This window comes from Nocardioides sp. LHG3406-4 (assembly GCF_049897745.1).
Classification (GTDB): domain Bacteria; phylum Actinomycetota; class Actinomycetes; order Propionibacteriales; family Nocardioidaceae; genus Nocardioides.
On sequence record NZ_JAFCWV010000003.1, the window covers coordinates 122,792 to 140,376 of the forward strand.

The window sequence follows — 17,585 nt, forward strand, 5'->3', positions numbered from 1 at the left end:
CAACATGTCGATGTTCAAGTGGGACGTAGTCGATCCCGAGCCCGGGGTGGCCGTCGCGCCCAACCAGCGGCTCGCCTGGGGCAAGACGATCGGGCTGGGAGCCCAGCACGTCGTGGCGATGTTCGGTGCCACGTTCGTCTTCCCGCTCGTGATGGGGCTGGACGCCAACCTCGCCATCATGTTCTCCGGCATCTGCACGATCCTGTTCCTGCTGATCTGTGCTAACAAGGTGCCGAGCTACCTGGGCACCAGCGCCTCGTTCGTCGCCAGCGTGGCCGCCATCCGCGCGCAGGGCGGCGACTCCGCCGACGTCACCGGCGCGATCATGGTCGCCGGCATCGTGCTGCTCCTCATCGGCGTGCTGATCCACTTCGCCGGCTCGGGCCTGATCCACCGGATCCTGCCGCCCGCCGTCACCGGTGCGGTGGTCATGCTCATCGGCTTCAACCTGGCGCCGGTGGTGGCCGGCATCTACTGGCCCCAGGACCAGTGGATCGCCCTCCTGACCGCCGCCTTCATGGTGCTGGCCGCGGTGACCTTCCCCGGCTTCTGGTCGCGCATCGCAGTGTTCCTCGCGCTGATCTTCGGCTACCTCATCTCTCTCTTCGCCGACATCCTCTTCGGCCCGATCACCTCGGTCCTCGGCGGCGCGACCGAGGCCACCTCGCACGACCGCGTCAGCTGGGCCGGCGTCGAGGCGGCCGACTGGATCGGCCTGCCGAGCGGGAAGCTCGCCGACGGCGTCAGCGTCGTGCACGCCCCCAGCCTCTCCCTCACCTTCATCCTGCTCGTCCTGCCCGGCGTGATCGCCCTGATCGCCGAGAACACCGGGCACGTCAAGGCGGTCGCCGAGATGACCGGCGACAACCTCGACCCCTACATGGGCCGCGCCATCGGCGCCGACGGCCTCGCCACGGCGTTCGCCAGCGCGTTCGGCGGCTCGCCGACGACGACGTACGCCGAGAACATCGGCGTCATGGGCGCGACCCGCGTCTACTCGACGGCGGCCTACTACGTCGCCGCGATCGTCGCGATCCTGCTCGGCCTGTGCCCGAAGTTCGGGGCCATCGTCAACGCCACCCCCGGAGGCGTTCTCGGCGGCATCACGGTTGTGCTCTACGGCATGATCGGACTGGTGGGAGCCAAGATCTGGGTCGAGAACCGCGTCGACTTCGGGGACCCCGTCAACATGGTGGGCCTGGCGGGCGGCCTGATCGCCGGCATCGGCGGCGTCACCCTCACCATCGGCGACGACTTCGAGCTCGGCGGCATCGCGCTGGGCACCATCATGGTCATCGTCTTCTTCCACATGGTGAACTTCCGCAAGAGCTCTGACTCGGGCAAGGTGACCCGGGCGCTGTGAAGCCTGCACCCTTCGCCTACGTCCGCCCGTCGTCGCTCTCGGACGCACTCGCCGCGCTCGGCCGCGACCCGGACGCGAAGGTGCTGGCGGGCGGCCAGTCCCTGCTCCCGCTGCTGTCGATGCGGCTCGCCGCCCCGACGATGCTGGTCGACATCAACGGGCTGCCCGGCCTCGACGACGTGCGGTGCACGGCGGACGGCGTCCGCGTCGGCGCGCTCGCGCGGCACAGCGACGTGCTCGCCTCCGCCGAGGCCGAGCGGGTGCAGCCACTGCTCGCCCTGGCCCTGCGGCACGTCGCGCACGCGACCATCCGCAACCGCGGCACCACGGTGGGCTCCGTCGTACACGCCGATCCGGCGTCAGAGCTGCCGGCCGTGCTGAGGCTGCTCGGTGGCTCCGTCGACGTCGAGGGGCCGTCGGGCCGGCGGAGCATTCCCGCCGACGAGCTGTACGTCGGCCCGCTCGAGACGTCGATCGGCCACGACGAGATCGCGGTGGAGGCGACCTTCCCCGCGCTCGCAGCGAACGCCGGGGTGGGCTTCGAGGAGATCGCCCGGCGGCACGGCGACTACGCGATGGCCGGCGTCGCCGCGCTGGTCCAGCTCGAGGGCGAACGGGTGGTCTCGGCCAAGGCCGGCTTCTTCTCCGTCTGCGACGTGCCGACGGTCGTCGACCTCACGGGCGTGGACGACCCGGGCGAGGCGGCGCTCGCCCACCTCGAGCCGGGCGCCGACATCCACGCCAGCGCCGACTATCGCGCCCATCTGGTGCGGGTGCTCACGCCCCGCGTCCTGGCCGCCGCGACCGGGCACGCCCGGGGGAGGGCCCATGTCTGAGGAGCTGCACGACGTCCGACTCACGGTCAACGGCGCCACCCACGACGTACGCGTGCCCGCCCGGCGGCTGCTGTCCGACGCCATCCGCCACGACTGCGGCCTGACCGGCACCCACGTCGGCTGCGAGCACGGCGTCTGCGGCGCGTGCACGGTGCTGCTCGACGGCCGGCCGGTGCGGTCCTGCCTGCTGCTCGCGGTCTCGGTCGCGGGCGCCGAGATCACCACCGTCGAGGGACTCGGCGGCGACGACGACTCGCTCGGACCGGTCCAGCAGGCCTTCGCCGACTGCCACGGCCTGCAGTGCGGCTTCTGCACCCCGGGCTTCCTGACCACCATCACCGCGGGCATCCGCGACAATCCGTCGCCGACGCGCCAGGAGGCGACAGACATGATCGCCGGCAACCTCTGCCGCTGCACTGGCTACCAGAACATCGTGGCGTCGGTGCTGCGCGCCGCCGAGCTGGCCGAGCAGGGCAGCCACGGCTCCTCCGGAGGCCAGGGGGAGCGACCATGACCACCAAGCTGTTTGGCACCAAGGTCCCGCGCGTCGAGGACCAGCGCTTCCTGCGCGGCAAGGGCAGGTACGTCGACGACGTGCTGGTCGGCACGCACGCGGGCACCCTGCACGCCGCCGTGCTCCGCTCACCTCACGCCCACGCCCGGATCGTCGACATCGATGTGGAGGCGGTGCTGTCCCTCGACGGCGTGCACTCGGTGTGGACGTACGACGACCTCGCCGGTGCGATGGCCGAGCCGCTGCCGCTGCTGATCCCGCACCCGGCGCTGACCCACGGGCGCACGCAGTACGCCCTGGCGAAGGACGAGGTCAACTACGTCGGCGAGGCGATCGCCTTCGTGGTCGCCGACGACCGCTACATCGCCGAGGACGCCGTCGACCGGATCCGGGTCGACTACGAGTTCCTGCCTCCCGTGGTCGGGATCGACGCCGCCCGGGCCGCGACCCACCTCGTGCACGACGACGTGCCCGGCAACGTCGGCGCTCGCATGGAGCAGAAGAACGGCGACGCGCCGGCGGCGATCGCCGCCGCGCCCCGCAAGCTCTCCCTCGACCTCACCATCGAGCGCAGCTCCTGCCAGCCGATGGAGGGCCGAGGCGTGGTGGCCCGCTGGGACCCCGACGTCGGCCGATTGACCGTCTGGAGCTCGACGCAGACCTCGACCGGCGTGCGGGGCTGCATCGCCGCCCGCCTCGGCCTGGACCTGGCGAACGTCGACGTGGTCACCCCCGACGTCGGCGGCGGCTTCGGCGTCAAGATCAACCACCCGTGGCCCGAGGAGCTGCTCGTGCCGATGGCGGCGCGGGTGCTCGGGCGGCCGGTGAAGTTCACCGAGGACCGGCGCGAGCACTTCATCTCCTCCGCGCACGAGCGCGGACAGGTCCACCACGTCGAGGTCGGCTTCGACGATGACGGCCGGGTGCTCGGGCTCGACGTGCAGTTCTGGCACGACCACGGCGCCTACTCGCCGTACGGCCTGATCGTGCCGATCATCACCGCCACCCAGCTGCTCGGGCCGTACAAGCCCGGCGCCTACCGCGTGGTGTTCGAGTCGCTGTTCACCAACACGGTGATGGTGACGCCGTACCGCGGTGCCGGGCGACCGCAGGGCTGCTTCGTGATGGAGCGCACCATGGACGCCATCGCCGCCGAGCTCGGCCTCGACCGGGCCGCCGTGCGGGCCACCAACTTCATCCAGCCCGACGAGTTCCCCTACGACCACGGGCTGGTCTTCCAGGACGGCCGCGAGCTGGAGTACGACTCCGGCGACTACCCCGCCTCGCTCGAGAAGATCAAGGCGCTCATCGGCTGGGACGACTTCCCGGCGCTCAAGGCGGAGGCGGCCAAGGAGGGCCGGCGGCTGGGCATCGGCCTCGCCTGCTACGTCGAGGGCACCGGCGTCGGGCCCTACGAGGGTGCGCACGTGCACGTCGAGACCTCCGGCAAGGTGAAGGTGGCCATCGGTCTCACCACCCAGGGCCAGGGGCACGCCACCGTCTTCGCGCAGATCGTCGCCGACGAGCTCGGCGTACCCATCGAGGACGTCGAGGTCGTCTCCGGCGACACCCGCAAGATGCCGTACGCCGTCGGCACCTTCGCCTCGCGCGCGGCGGTGATGAGCGGCTCGGCCGTGCACCTGGCTGCGAAGGCCACCAAGGCCAAGGCGCTCCGCATCGCGGCCGAGGCGCTCGAGGCGGACGTCGAGGACCTGGAGATCAGCGACGGACTGGTGCGGGTGCGCGGCACCGATACGACTCTCGCCCTCGGCACGGTGGCCGTGCTGTCGAACCCGCTGCGCTACGCCTTCGACGAGGCCTCCAAGCTGGCCACCCAGTTCGTCGTGGGCGACCCCGGCAAGCCGCCGGTCGCCAAGGACGACGAGCCGGGCCTGGAGGGCCGCGACTTCTACTCGCCGCAGCGCGCGACGTTCGCCTCCGGCATGCACGCCGTGATCGTGGAGACCGATCCCGACACCGCCGAGATCACGATCGTGCGGTACGCCGTGGTCCACGACTGCGGCAAAATCATCAACCCGATGATCGTCGAGGGCCAGATCCACGGCGGCGTCGCGCAGGGCGTGGGCGGCGCGCTCTACGAGCGGATGGAGTACGACGAGTCCGGCCAGCTGCAGAACGCGTCGTTCATGGACTTCCTGATGCCCTACGTCACCGAGGTGCCGAGCACCATCGAGATCGACCACCTCGAGACTCCCTCCCCGCTCAACCCGCTCGGCATCAAGGGCGCAGGGGAGGCCGGCGTGATCCCCGGCTCCGCCGCGATCGCCGCCGCCATCGAGGACGCCGAGGGCATCACCATCACGGCGATGCCGATCTCGCCGTCCGAGCTCCACGCCCTGCGTCTGACCAAGGAGACCCGATGAAGTTCACCGGCGAGAACGTCCTGCAGGCTCCCGTCGCGAAGGTCTGGGACGCCCTGCTCGACCCGGCCGTGCTCGTGCGCACGATCCCGGGCTGCTCGCGGCTCGAGGCGACCGGCGAGAACTCCTACGACATGACCGTCACCGCCGGCGTGGCCGCGATCAAGGGCACGTACGCCGGCACCTGCAAGCTCCACGACCTCAAGCCGCACGAGTCGCTGCGGATGGACCTGCAGGGCGCGGGTGCTCCCGGCACGATCGGCGCGGAGGTGTCGGTGGCCTTCGAGGACGCCGGTGACGGCACCACGAAGATCACGTACGACGCCGACGCCGTCGTCGGCGGCATGGTCGGCGGCGTCGGTCAGCGGATGCTCACCTCGGTCTCGCGCAAGATGGCGGGCGAGTTCTTCGGCAACGTCGGCGACGTGCTGTCGGGTGCCGCCCCAGCCCCGGTGGCCGAGTCGGCTGAGCGGCAACCGGCTCGTGACCAAGGCGAGACGGGTGTCGGCCAGGTGTTCACGGCCCCCGCCAAGCAGGCTGGCAGCCAGCAGGAGTTCCTCCTGGGCATCGCCGTCGGCGCCGGTCTCGTGCTCGCCGGGGTCTTCGCCGGCGCGCTCCTGGGGCGACGTCGGTGAGCGGGTGGAGCGGTCGGGATACCCGGCTACCCGGGTATCGCGACGCCTCACGGGGGTTGCAACCCCCGAGAAGCGTCGGAAAGCCCCGCGAAGCTCGCGGGAGGACGTCGTGACCGAGCTGACCGTCGACTCCACCGCACGGGACATGGCCGCGGCCGTGGCCGCCCGCGAGATCTCCGCTCGCGAGCTACTCGACCTGCACCTGGCCCGGATCGCCGAGCGCAACCCGGAGCTCAACGCGATCGTCTCGCTCGACGAGGATCGCGCGCGGGCCGGCGCGGCCGACGCCGACGAGGCGCTGGCATCGGGACGTGAGGTCGGCCCTCTCCACGGCCTGCCCTTCGCCTTCAAGGACACCCACGCCGTCCAGGGCTGGCGCACGACGTACGGCTCGCCGCTCTTCGCGGACAACGTCCCCGAGCGCGACGAGCTGGTCGTCGAGCGCGTACGCCGAGCGGGCGCGGTGACGATCGGCAAGACCAACGTGCCGGAGTTCGCCGCCGGCTCGCACACCTTCAACACCATCTTCGGCACGACGCTCAACCCCGTCGACCCGAGGTTCTCAGCCGGCGGCTCCAGCGGGGGAGCGGCGTGCGCGCTGGCCTCAGGCATGGTGCCGCTCGCCGAGGGCTCCGACATGGGCGGCTCGCTGCGTAATCCGGCGTCGTTCTGTGGGGTCGTCGGCATGCGCCCGTCCCTCGGTCGGGTGCCGGAGTGGCCGCTCTACAACCAGTGGGAGTCCACCTCCGTCGCCGGCCCGATGGCCCGCAACGTGGGCGACCTCGCCCTCCTGCTCTCCGTGCTCGCCGGTCCGGACTCCCGCGCCCCGCTCGCGCTGGGAGACCCCGGCTCCACCTTCGCCTCGCCGACCTCGGCCTCGCTGTCCGGGCTGCGGGTCGCGGTCAGTGTCGACCTGGGCGGCGCCTTCGAGGTGGACGACCGGGTGGCCGCGGTGGTCGATCAGTCGGCGGCGACGTTCGGCCGCGAAGGCGCGGACGTCTCCGGCGACCACCCCGACCTCGGCCTCGCCGACGACACGTTCCGCACGCTGCGCGCCTGGCACTTCCAGGCGAAGTTCGGCCGGCTGCTCGCCGACAACCCCGACTCCTTCAAGCAGTCGCTGGCCGACAACATCCGGCTCGGGGAGGACCTCACCGGCGCCGACGTCGCCCGCGCCTACTTCCAGCGCACGTCGCTCACGGAGACCATGCGCCTGTTCTTCGAGCAGTACGACGTCCTCGTGCTGCCGGTCTCCCAGGTCCCGCCGTTCCCGGCCGACCAGGAGTTTCCCTCCGACATCAACGGCAAGCCGATGGAGACCTACCTCGACTGGATGCGGTCGGCGTACTTCATCACCGTCACCGGCTGCCCCGCCATCTCGCTGCCCGTAGGGCACACCCCGGACGGGCTGCCGGTGGGCATCCAGGTCGTCGCCCCGCACGGGGCGGACCGGAGGCTGCTGGAGATCGCCGCGGCGTACGAGAGCGCCACCCGGGCGTGAGCCTTTAGAGGCCCCGAAAGTCGCGCGCCCACAGGGCGTGCGCCAACGCCCCTGCCGGGCGCATCATGAGGCATGACCAGCCACGAGGACTTCCTCACGTGGGTCGAGACGGCCTTGCAGGAAGCGGAGATCGGGCTGCTCAACGGCGACCCGACACTGCGGCGGGAGCTGTGGTCCCGCAACGAGCCGGTGAGCGTCCTGGGCGCGTGGCGCAACGCCCACGGCCTGCGAGAGGTCGACGAGCTCTTCAGCGCCCTCGGTGAGACCTTCTCCGGCTGCACGTCGTACGCCTTCGAGCTGCAGGAGTCCGACGTCGTCGGAGACCTGGCCTACACAGCCGGCCTCGAGCACGTCTCGGCGACCGTCGACGGCCAGCAGCGCACCTTCATCCTGCGAGCCACGCAGGTCTATCGCCGCGAGGCCGGCGACTGGCGGGTCGTCCATCGCCATGCCGACACCCTTAGCGAGGGCTGACGGAGGGGCATCAGCGCTTCGATTTGGCACCATATGCCAACGATCAGCAGGCTCGTCGGCACGTCCTGCCCTCGCTCGGTGCTGTGACGGCCGATTGAATGGTCCCCATGCCTGAGCCCGCAACTCGCCGGATCCGCATCGGGATCGACACCGGTGGCACCTTCACCGACGTCGTGGCCCTCGACGAGGAGAGCGGGGAGCTGGTCACCACCAAGACCCCCTCGACGCCGGCCGACCCCGCCGACGGGTTCATGGCCGGCATCGACAAGGTGCTGGGGCTGCTGGGGCTCCCCGCGGGTGACGGCAGCGCCATCGCGGCGGTCTCCCACGGCACCACGGTCGCGACGAACCAGCTGCTCGAGGGCAAGGTCGACGCCCTGGGTTTCATCACCACCGAGGGGTACGACGCGCTGCTCGAGATCGCGCGGCAGTCGGTGCCCGACGGCTACGGCAACTCCTACTTCTGGGTGAAGCCGCCCCGGATCGTGCCGCGGCACTTCGTGAAGGCGGTCGGCGGCCGGCTCGACTTCACCGGCGCGGAGGTGCGGCCCTTCGACGAGGACGGCGCCCGCGAGGTCGCGCGCTGGTTCAAGGCCAAGGGCATCGACACCCTCGGGGTCTGCTTCCTGCACGCCTACGCCAACCCCGACCACGAGGAGCGGATGCGCGCGATCATCGCCGAGGAGCACCCCGACGCGGTGGTGTCGATCTCGAGCGAGGTGCTGCGCGAGTACCGCGAGTACGAGCGCGCCATGACCACGCTCGTGGACGCGGCCGTGAAGCCCCGGCTGAGCCGCTACGTCACCAACATCAGCCGGCGGCTCGAGGAGTACGGCGGCCGCAAGGTGCCGTTCTACGTCATGAAGTCGAACGGCGGGGTGCTGTCGGCCGACGAGGTCGTGCACCAGCCGATCACGACCGTGCTGTCCGGCCCGGCCGCGGGCGCGCTGGGCGCTGCGCTGATCGCCAAGGTCGCCGGCTTCGACCGGGTGCTCACCAGCGACGGCGGCGGCACCTCCACCGACGTCTCGGTCGTCATCGACGGGCAGCCGGCACTCACCACCGAGGGGACGGTCGGCGTCTACCCCTCCAAGATCCCGATGATCGACGTCGTCACGGTGGGCGCGGGCGGCGGCTCGATCGCCTGGCTCTCGCCCGAGGGCACCCTCAAGGTCGGCCCGCAGTCGGCAGGCGCCGACCCCGGCCCCATCTGCTACGGCAAGGGCGGCGCCGAGGTCACCATCACCGACGCCCACGTGTTCTTGGGCCGCATCCCTCCGCACCTGCTGGGCGGCGAGATCCCGCTCGACGCCGATGCCGCACGAGACGGCATCGAGGCCCTCGCCAAGGAGCTCGGGATCTCCGCCGAGGCCTGTGCGGCCGGGGTGCTCGAGATCTCCGCGTGGAACCAGGCCAACGCGCTGCGCCAGGTCACCGTCAAGCGCGGCCTCGACGTCCGCGACTTCACCCTCACCACGTTCGGTGGCTCCGGCTCGCTGCTGCTGTGCCGGCTCATGGACATCCTCGGCGTGCCGACGGTGCTCGTCCCGCCGAACCCGGGCAACGTGTCGGCGTTCGGGCTGCTCACCGTCGACGTCAAGAACGACTACGTGCAGACGCACGTCGCGCTGCACGAGTCCCTCGACCCGGCGACGCTCCAGACGGCGTACGACGCGCTGACCGAGCGGGCGCGCACCGCGCTCGCCACGGAGGGGTTCGCCGAGGAGACGCACGTCTTCCAACGGACCGCCGACGTGCGCTACTTCGGGCAGGCGTTCGAGGTGCGCGTCCCGGTGCCGGACGGTCCGCTCGACCGCGCCGCGCTCGACGAGGTCGCGCGGCGCTTCCACGCCGAGCACAGGGCTCTCTACGGCTACGACTTCTCCGCCGACGACACCCAGCAGGTCGAGTGGGTGAACGTGCGCACCTCCGGCATCGGGCCCATCCAGCGGCCGGAGATCACGAGGGTGGATCCCCTTGGTTTCGAGGCTCAGGCGCCAGGGCGCCTTCGCACCTCAACCAGCGGGGACGCGCCAGGGCGCCTTCGCACCTCAACCAGCGGGGACGCGCCAGGGCGCCTTCGCACCTCAACCAGCGCGAAGAACAGCGGGAGGCCCGTCTGCTTCGACGCGGAGGAGGGGTACGTCGAGACGCCGGTGCTGTGGCGGCCCGACCTGCCACCGGGCCACTCGGTCGAGGGGCCGGTGATCATCGAGGAGTTCGGCTCGACGGTCCCGGTGCACCCGGGCTTCACCGCCCGCGTCGACGACTACCTCAACATCATCGTGACCCGCGTCGAGAAGAGGGATGAAGCATGAGCAGGCGCGCGCCGACCCAGTTCCCCTACGGCATGCTGACCGACGACGCCGGGGCGAGCGCCGACCCGGTGCTGGTCGAGATCGTGCAGGGCTCGCTGGCCAGCGTCGAGATGGAGGTCGAGACCGCCATCGGCCGCACCAGCCGCAGCCCGATGATCCGCGACGCGCACGACTTCCGCGCCGGCATCCACGACCGGCTGCTGCGCAAGCTCACCGGCCGGTCCTACTCCGCGCTGGTGCACCCGGTCGCCCGCGACTTCCCGATCGAGGAGATGAAGGAGGGCGACGTCTTCTTCCACAACGACGTCTACCGCTCCGAGGGTGGCATCGGCCACCTGCCCGACCTCTGCGTCACCGTGCCGGTCTTCGCCGACGGCAGGGTGGTGGCGTTCGTGCAGGCCTTCGGCCACCACGACGACATCGGGGGAGCGGTGCCGGGCTCGATGCCGAGCCACGCCACCAGCGTCTTCGAGGAGGGCCTGATGGTGCCGCCGATCCGGCTCTGGGACGCCGGGGTGCCCAACCGCGCCGCGCTGAGCATCATGACCCGCAACTCCCGGATGCCGGAGTCGCTGGCCGCCGACCTCGACGCGGAGTGCTCGGCCTGCCTGATGGGTGCCCGCCGGCTCGGTGAGCTCTTCGAGAGGTACGGCGTCGAGACGGTCGAGTCGTGCTTCGACGCGATCCTCGACCGCACCACCACGACGTACCGCCGCGAGATCCTCAGCCGGATCCCTGTCGGCTCCTGGACGTGGGAGGACTACGCCGAGCACGACGGCGTCGACGAGCCGCAGCTGCACACGCAGCGGATCACCCTGACCCGCACCGCGGCCGAGGACCCCGACGGCGAGCGGCTGATCCTCGACTTCGACGGCACCAGCCCGCAGGCCAAGGGGCCGATCAACCACTGCGGCGACTACAGCGACGGCGTCTTCCTCAAGAAGTGGCTGGCGCCGATCCTGCGCAACCTCGCCGAGTCGCCCGAGCGGATGGCCGAGCTCGACGTCAACGAGGGCATCGTGCCGCTCATCGAGATGCGCTTCCCCGAGCCCGGCACGCTGCTGACACCGGTCTTCCCGGCGCCGACCAACGCGCGCACCTTCGTCATCCTGCGGCTGCTCGGGGTGCTCGCGGGGGTGGTGGCCAAGGCGGTCGACGGCAAGATGCCCGCCGACCAGGAGACCATCCGCTACACCGGTGTGTACGGCGAGGACCGCGACGGCCGGTCCTACCTCATGCGCGAGGTGCTCGGCGGCGGCTCGGGCGGCCGCTACTACGCCGACGGCGAGGACACCATCCACGTCGTGCCCGACTCCCGCAACCTGCCGAGCGAGTTCACCGAGTCGCGCTTCCCGTTCCTCGTGGAGTCGCTCGGACTGGCGACGGACTCCGGCGGCGCCGGCCAGTTCCGCGGCGGGCTCGGCTACGAGAAGCACATCCGGATGCTCAAGGACGGGCACTTCATGTCGATCGCCGACCGATCGATCCTGGCCTGCTGGGGCGTGCGCGGCGGCAAGGCCGGCCAGCCCTTCGAGGTCACCATCGACCCCGGCGGCCCGAACGAGCGCCAGGTCGACGCCCTCGCCGACGACGAGGCTGTGCGGGCCGGCGAGGTCATCCGCATCCGCACGACCGGCGGCGGCGGCTGGGGCGACCCACTGGCCCGCGACCCGGAGCTGGTGGTGCGCGACGTGGTCTGGCGCAAGGTGTCTCCCGAGGCCGCGCTCGCCGACTACGGCGTGGTGCTCACCGGCTCGCTCGACGACGACACCCTGGGTCACGACGCGGACGCGACGGCGACCGAGCGCGCCTCGCGGGCGGCCTGGGTGCGCGAGGACGCGTTCTTCGACCGTGGCCCGGGATACGCCCGGCTCGCTGCCGACGGCACGGCGTACGCCGACGTCGACGTGGTGTGAGCGCCCCCAGCTCGTGTCAGACCGCCAGGTCGGCCACGGGCCCGGAGAGCGCGGCCCTGACCTGACGCGCGACGTCGTCGCCGAGCACCTCGTCCTGGCCCGCCTCGACGGCATCGAGCACCTGCGTCACGACGTCCACGGGGTCGGCCTTGGGCCCCTCGACCGACGCCGCCATGTCGGTGTCCACGTAGCCCATGTGCACGCCTACGACCAGCGTGCCCTGGCCTCGCAGCTCGGCGCGGGTGGCGTTGGTCAGCGACCACGCGGCCGCCTTCGAGGCGGAGTAGCCGGCGAGGCTGCTGAAGGACATCCACGAGAGCGCCGAGAGCACGTTGACCAGGGCGCCGCCGCCGTTGCGTGCCAGCACCGGCGCGAACGCCCTGGTCACCTCGAGGGGCCCGAGGAGGTTCGTCTCGAGCTGCGCGCGGACGTCGGCCACGTCGGCTCCCAGGACCGAGCCGCCCCGCGAGATGCCCGCGTTGTTGATCACCAGGTCCGCGTCGCCGGCGAGGCTCGCGGCTGCTGCGACGGAGGCCGGGTCGGTGACGTCGAGCCGCACGGGAGTGAGCCGGGGGTCGGTGATCGTGTCGGGGTTCCGGGCGGCGGCATAGACCGTCGTCGCGCCGCGCGCGACCAGGGCGTCGGTGAACGCCTTGCCGAGCCCGCGGTTGGCGCCGGTCACGAACGCGACGGATTCTGAGATCTGCATGGAGAGCCTTTCGAAAGATGCGGACCGATCGGTCCGTTACGGGTGGAGCCGCCGACCGACCCAGTTCATTCCCGATCGGGACCGATCGGTCCGTATCATGTGCGGATGACCCCGTTCGCCGACCCCGCCACGCGTGACCGGATCCTCGACACCGCCGGCCGGCTGTTCTACGCACGCGGCATCCGGGGCGTCGGCCTCGCCGAGATCATCGCCGCCGCGGGCTGCGGCAAGAACGTGCTCTACCGCTATTTCCCGGGCAAGGACGAGCTGGTGCGCGCCTACCTCGAGCGCTTCGCCGAGCGGCTCGGCCCGGAGATGGACGCCGCCGTCGCGGGCCTCGAGCGGGCTCCCGCCGCGGCGCTGGTCGCCGTGGCGCGCCACGTCGCCGACCAGGTGGCCGCGCCGGACTTCCGGGGCTGCCCCTTCCGCAACTACCTGCGCGAGATGCGCGACCTGTCCGGGAGCTCGGGTCGTCTCGCCCTCGCCGAGGTGCGGCGGCTCCGGGACCGGGTCGACGCACTGGTCGCGGAGCTCGGCACGGACGACCCCGAGGTCCTGGCCGAGCGGATCTGGCTGGTGCTGGAGGGCGCCTACGCGAGTGCGCCGTACGGCGACCGCGAAAAGGCCGCCTCGACCGCGGTGGGCCTGGTCCAAGACCTGCTCACGGCCGCCTGAGGGGCATCGCATGAGGATCGCGGTGGTCGGTGGGCGCGGCAAGACCGGCCGGGCGGTGGCGGCTGCCCTGGTCGCGCGCGGGGCGGAGGTGGTGGCGACCGGACGCGCGGAGTGGGACGACCTGCCGTCGGCGCTGGCCGGCTGCGACGCGGCGTACGTCATCGCGCCCAACCTGCACCCCGACGAGGCGGCGTACGTCGAGACAGCCGTGGTGGCGGCGCGCGAGGCCGGGGTGGCCAGGGTGGTGCTGCACTCGGTCGCCTCGCCATACGTGCCCCAGATGCCCCACCACCTCGGCAAGGCCGCTGCGGAGGACGTCGTACGACGCTCGGGCCTGGCATGGACCATCCTCCAGCCGGGCGCCTACCTGCAGAACCTCGACCTCACGCAGACCGTGCGGCTGCCGTACCGCGCGGACGCCCCGTTCGGATTCGCCGATCTCGGCGAGGTGGCGCAGGCTGCGGCCGTCGTGCTCACCGAGCCCGGCCATGACGGCGCGACGTACGAGCTGGCCTCGCGCCGGGCCACCGTCGCGGAGCTCGCGGCGGAGGCGGGCGTCGACGTGGTCGTGGCGCTCCCGTCGGGCGAGCCCCGGGACCGCGAGGAGGCCTGGCTGTGGGCGATGTTCGCCTACTACGACGCCCACGGCCTCCCGGTCGGGACCCTGCCGCTGCGCGCCCTCCTCGACGGACGAGCGCGCTGACTGCTGGTTGACTGCCGCCATGGATCGACCACTCACCCTGATCACCGGCGGCACCCGGGGGATCGGCGCCGCCACCGCCCTCCGGCTCGCGGACGACGGCCATGACCTGGTGCTGGGCTACGTCCGCGACGACGCGGCCGCCGAGGAGTGCCGCCTCGCCGTCGAGGACGCCGGCGCCCGGTGCGTCGTCGTCAAGGCCGACGTCTCGGCCCCAGCCGGGGTCGACGCCCTCTTCGCCCAGGCCGCGCGTCACGGCCGGCTCACCGGGGTGGTCAACAACGCCGGTGCCACCCTCCACGTCGGGCCGCTCGCCGAGACCCCGGTCGACGTCATCGCGCGCACCGTCGAGCTCAACCTCACCGGCGCGCTCTACGTCGCTCGCGCCGCGGTGCGTGCCCTCGCCACGACTCACGGCGGGAAGGGCGGGGTGCTCGTCAACGTCAGCTCCGGGGCGGCGACCCTCGGGTCGCCGGGGGAGTACGTCCAGTACGCCGCGGCGAAGGCCGGTGTCGACGCGATGACCATCGGGCTGGCCCAGGAGGTCGCCGACGCCGGGGTGCGTGTGGTGGGCGTCGCCCCGGGCATGGTGCGCACGCGCATCCACGAGGACGCCGGCGACCCCGACCGGCTGCACCGGGTGTCGACGGGGATCCCGCTCGGCCGGCCCGGCGAGCCGGCCGAGATCGCCGACGCGATCGCCTGGCTGATGAGCGACGCGGCGTCGTACGTCACGGGCAGCACGCTGCGCGTCGCCGGCGGCCGCTGAGCGCCCGGCAGTTTGGCAACAACTGCCTGACCTCGCGCGGTTCGTTGACCGTTGTTGCTGGTGCCCGCGCCGTGCCGGCGCCACTAGGTTCGTCGCCATGAGGGTCCTGCTCGCGCTCGGCGGCAACGCGATGACGAACGCCGAGGGCCGGGCGCGCCCGGACGACCAGATCGCCGCCGCGGAGGTGGCGATGGAGGCCGTGGCCGGGCTGGTCGCCGAGGGCGTGGAGGTCGTGGTCACCCACGGCAACGGCCCCCAGGTGGGCAACCTGCTCGTCAAGAACGAGCTGGCCGCGGCCGTCGTACCCCCGGTCCCGCTGGACTGGTGCGGCGCGCAGACGCAGGCCACCCTCGGCTTCGTCCTGATGGACGCTCTGGACGCTGCGCTGGCCCGTCGCGGCGTCGACCGGCGCAGCGCCGCGGTGGTGACCCGGACCCGGGTCGACGCCGCGGACCCCGGGTTCGCCGCGCCCACCAAGCCGATCGGGCGGTATCTCTCCGCTGACGAGGCGGCCTACCTGATCGACCACGGCGAGACCTGGGAGGACCGCGGCGAGAAGGGCTGGCGCCGTGTCGTCGCCTCGCCCGAGCCGCTGGAGGTCGTCGACGCACCCGCCGTGCACGCCCTGGTCGAGGCCGGCTTCGTGGTGATCGCTAACGGCGGCGGAGGCATCCCCGTCGTACGCCGCGACGACGGCACGCTCGCCGGCGTCGAGGCGGTCATCGACAAGGACCTCGGGGCGGCGCTGCTCGCCCGCTCCATCACCGTCGACGTGCTCGTGATCGCCACCGACGTGGCCAACGCGGTGCTGCGCTTCGGCACCCCCGACGCCGAGCCGGTCGGCCGGGTCACCGTCGCGGAGATGCGCGCCCTCGCCGCCGAGGGCCACTTCGCCAGCGGCTCGATGGGCCCGAAGGTCGACGCCGTCTGCCGGTTCGTCGAGCAGGGCGGCGGCCGCTCCGTCATCACCAACCTGGACCACATCGTGGAGGCGGTGACCGGCGACGCCGGCACCGTCGTCGTACCCAACTGAGAGGAAACTCCATGCCCCCTCGTCCATCAGCCATCGAAGTCCGCAAGGTCCCGATCCATTCCGTCGCCGACGCGTCCGAGTTCGCGAAGCTCATCGACGACGGCGTGATGGCAGCCGAACGCGTCATCGCGATCATCGGCAAGACCGAGGGCAACGGCGGTGTCAACGACTACACGAGGATCATCTCCGACCGCGCGTTCCGCGAGGTGCTGGTCGACCGGGGCGTGCCCACTGAGCAGGTCAAGCAGATCCCGATCGTCTGGTCCGGAGGCACCGACGGCGTGATCAGCCCGCACGCGACGATCTTCGCCACCGTGCCGGCGGAGGACGCCGTGCAGACGGACGAGCCGCGCCTCACGGTCGGCTTCGCGATGAGCGAGCAGCTGCTGCCCGAGGACATCGGGCGGGTCGCCATGGTCACCAAGGTCGCCGACGCAGTGAAGGTCGCGATGGAGAAGGCCGGCATCACCGACGTCGCCGACGTGCACTACGTGCAGACCAAGACGCCGCTGCTGACCGTGCACACGATCCGCGACGCCAAGTCGCGCGGCAAGACCGTCTGGACCGAGCACACCCACGAGTCGATGGACCTCTCCAACGGCTGCACTGCGCTCGGCATCGCCGTCGCGCTCGGCGAGATCGAGATGCCGACCGACGAGGACGTCATGCACAACCGCGCGCTGTTCTCGTCGGTCGCCTCGTGCTCCTCGGGCGTCGAGCTCGACGTGGCGCAGGTGGTCGTCGTGGGCAACGCCACCGGCGTGGGCGGGCGCTACCGTGTCGGCCACTCGGTGATGAAGGACGCCCTCGACCAGGACGGCATCTGGGAGGCGATCCGCTCCGCCGGGCTCGACCTGCCCGAGCGCCCCCGCACCGACGACCTCGACGGCAAGCTCGTCAACGTCTTCCTCAAGTGCGAGGTGTCGCAGGACGGCTCCGTGCGCGGCCGCCGCAACGCGATGCTCGACGACTCCGACGTCCACTGGCACCGGCAGATCAAGGCCGCCGTGGGCGGCGTGACGGCGGCGGTCACCGGTGACCCCGCGGTCTTCGTGTCGGTCTCCGCGGCGCACCAGGGTCCCGACGGCGGCGGCCCGGTGGCGGCCATCGTCGACCTTGGCTGACGGCGTACTCCCGCAACGTCATGCGGATCGTGGGAGCGTGTCCACGATCCGTATGACGTCCGGGAGCCGTCAGGACGACTCAGCTGTCACGACGCCTGAGCCGCGGCCAACACCGTGTCGGCGAGGCGCTGGTGGGCGGCCTGGCCGTAGTACTCGAACATGTCGTGGATCAGGCCGTCGCGGAACGTGACCCGGATGACCATGTCGTTCTGGTAGCGCATGCCGCCGTGGAGCTGCGCCGTCATGTGCTCCTCGACGAAGACCACGTCGGGGTCGTCGGTCTGGTGCACGCGCACGTCGGTGACGTCGATCCGTGCCGCAGCAGCCGCGAACCCGGAGAACAGCACCCGTAGCTGTTCGCGGCCCTCGACGACCGACGGGAACCCCTCGACCGGGTAGGCGACGGCGTAGCGCGGCTCGGCGGACCAGTGGGCCAGGAACTCGTCGATGTCGCCGGCATAGAGCGCGACCGCCGAGGCCCGCCACGTGGACTCGTTGCGGGCCCGGGCGGACGCGAGGTCGGGCGGGGTGGTGTGGCTGCTGGTCATGACGACCTCCTGAAGTGAGTGGTTGCGTGACTACGACGCTCCCAGCCCGGTCGCCCCTGAACATCGGGGAATCCCCTGTCCCTCACCGG

General features: G+C 71.7%; 16 protein-coding genes. 14 read left to right on the plus strand and 2 right to left on the minus strand.

Translation table 11 applies throughout. The features are described from left to right. The first annotated feature begins 4 nt into the window (after positions 1-4). From ACP7BP_RS12335 to ACP7BP_RS12375, 9 genes are all read left to right on the plus strand, one after another. Positions 5-1,363, plus strand: a complete 1,359-nt coding sequence (locus ACP7BP_RS12335; RefSeq protein WP_426244919.1) for a uracil-xanthine permease family protein — start codon at positions 5-7, stop codon at positions 1,361-1,363. Next, a complete protein-coding gene (locus ACP7BP_RS12340) occupies positions 1,360-2,199 on the plus strand; it encodes an FAD binding domain-containing protein (RefSeq protein ID WP_426244920.1) in 840 nt (279 codons plus the stop codon). The genes ACP7BP_RS12335 and ACP7BP_RS12340 overlap by 4 nt, the downstream gene beginning before the upstream one ends. Beyond that, positions 2,192-2,713: a (2Fe-2S)-binding protein gene (locus tag ACP7BP_RS12345; protein ID WP_426244921.1), complete on the plus strand. Its 522-nt coding sequence runs from the start codon at positions 2,192-2,194 to the stop codon at positions 2,711-2,713. The genes ACP7BP_RS12340 and ACP7BP_RS12345 overlap by 8 nt, the downstream gene beginning before the upstream one ends. Then, entirely contained in the window at positions 2,710-5,097 is a 2,388-nt protein-coding gene (gene cutA, locus ACP7BP_RS12350) for an aerobic carbon-monoxide dehydrogenase large subunit (protein WP_426244922.1), read from the plus strand. The genes ACP7BP_RS12345 and cutA overlap by 4 nt, the downstream gene beginning before the upstream one ends. Continuing rightward, positions 5,094-5,729: an SRPBCC family protein gene (locus ACP7BP_RS12355; protein ID WP_426244923.1), complete on the plus strand. Its 636-nt coding sequence runs from the start codon at positions 5,094-5,096 to the stop codon at positions 5,727-5,729. Before cutA ends, ACP7BP_RS12355 begins: the two co-directional genes overlap by 4 nt. Before the next feature lie 109 nt (positions 5,730-5,838). Continuing rightward, on the plus strand, positions 5,839-7,230 hold the full coding sequence (locus tag ACP7BP_RS12360) for an amidase (protein WP_426244924.1): 1,392 nt from the start codon (positions 5,839-5,841) through the stop codon (positions 7,228-7,230). Between the two features lie 72 nt (positions 7,231-7,302). Further along, positions 7,303-7,704, plus strand: coding sequence for a nuclear transport factor 2 family protein (locus ACP7BP_RS12365; protein ID WP_426244925.1), 402 nt, complete (start codon positions 7,303-7,305; stop codon positions 7,702-7,704). A 107-nt stretch (positions 7,705-7,811) separates the two neighbouring features. Beyond that, positions 7,812-10,022 (plus strand): hydantoinase/oxoprolinase family protein, encoded by a 2,211-nt coding sequence (locus ACP7BP_RS12370; RefSeq protein ID WP_426244926.1) that lies wholly within the window; start codon positions 7,812-7,814, stop codon positions 10,020-10,022. Then, a complete protein-coding gene (locus ACP7BP_RS12375) occupies positions 10,019-11,938 on the plus strand; it encodes a hydantoinase B/oxoprolinase family protein (RefSeq protein WP_426244927.1) in 1,920 nt (639 codons plus the stop codon). The genes ACP7BP_RS12370 and ACP7BP_RS12375 overlap by 4 nt, the downstream gene beginning before the upstream one ends. Before the next feature lie 16 nt (positions 11,939-11,954). Here ACP7BP_RS12375 and ACP7BP_RS12380 read toward each other — a convergent pair whose 3' ends face one another. Further along, complete coding sequence (locus ACP7BP_RS12380; RefSeq protein ID WP_426244928.1) at positions 11,955-12,647, minus strand: SDR family oxidoreductase; 693 nt, start codon at positions 12,645-12,647, stop codon at positions 11,955-11,957. A gap of 105 nt (positions 12,648-12,752) precedes the next feature. Between ACP7BP_RS12380 and ACP7BP_RS12385 the strand changes: the two genes are divergently transcribed. The 5 genes from ACP7BP_RS12385 (at position 12,753) to ACP7BP_RS12405 (ending at position 16,948) form a co-directional block, all read left to right on the plus strand. Continuing rightward, a complete protein-coding gene (locus tag ACP7BP_RS12385) occupies positions 12,753-13,322 on the plus strand; it encodes a TetR/AcrR family transcriptional regulator (protein ID WP_426244929.1) in 570 nt (189 codons plus the stop codon). A gap of 10 nt (positions 13,323-13,332) precedes the next feature. Next, a complete protein-coding gene (locus tag ACP7BP_RS12390; RefSeq protein ID WP_426244930.1) occupies positions 13,333-14,025 on the plus strand; it encodes an SDR family oxidoreductase in 693 nt (230 codons plus the stop codon). Between the two features lie 19 nt (positions 14,026-14,044). Next, positions 14,045-14,791, plus strand: a complete 747-nt coding sequence (locus tag ACP7BP_RS12395) for an SDR family oxidoreductase (protein ID WP_426244931.1) — start codon at positions 14,045-14,047, stop codon at positions 14,789-14,791. A 97-nt stretch (positions 14,792-14,888) separates the two neighbouring features. Then, entirely contained in the window at positions 14,889-15,824 is a 936-nt protein-coding gene (locus tag ACP7BP_RS12400; RefSeq protein WP_426244932.1) for a carbamate kinase, read from the plus strand. An 11-nt stretch (positions 15,825-15,835) separates the two neighbouring features. Then, on the plus strand, positions 15,836-16,948 hold the full coding sequence (locus ACP7BP_RS12405) for a ring-opening amidohydrolase (RefSeq protein ID WP_426244933.1): 1,113 nt from the start codon (positions 15,836-15,838) through the stop codon (positions 16,946-16,948). 86 nt (positions 16,949-17,034) lie between these two features. Here ACP7BP_RS12405 and ACP7BP_RS12410 read toward each other — a convergent pair whose 3' ends face one another. After that, on the minus strand, positions 17,035-17,496 hold the full coding sequence (locus tag ACP7BP_RS12410) for a nuclear transport factor 2 family protein (RefSeq protein ID WP_426244934.1): 462 nt from the start codon (positions 17,494-17,496) through the stop codon (positions 17,035-17,037). Positions 17,497-17,585 lie beyond the last annotated feature (89 nt).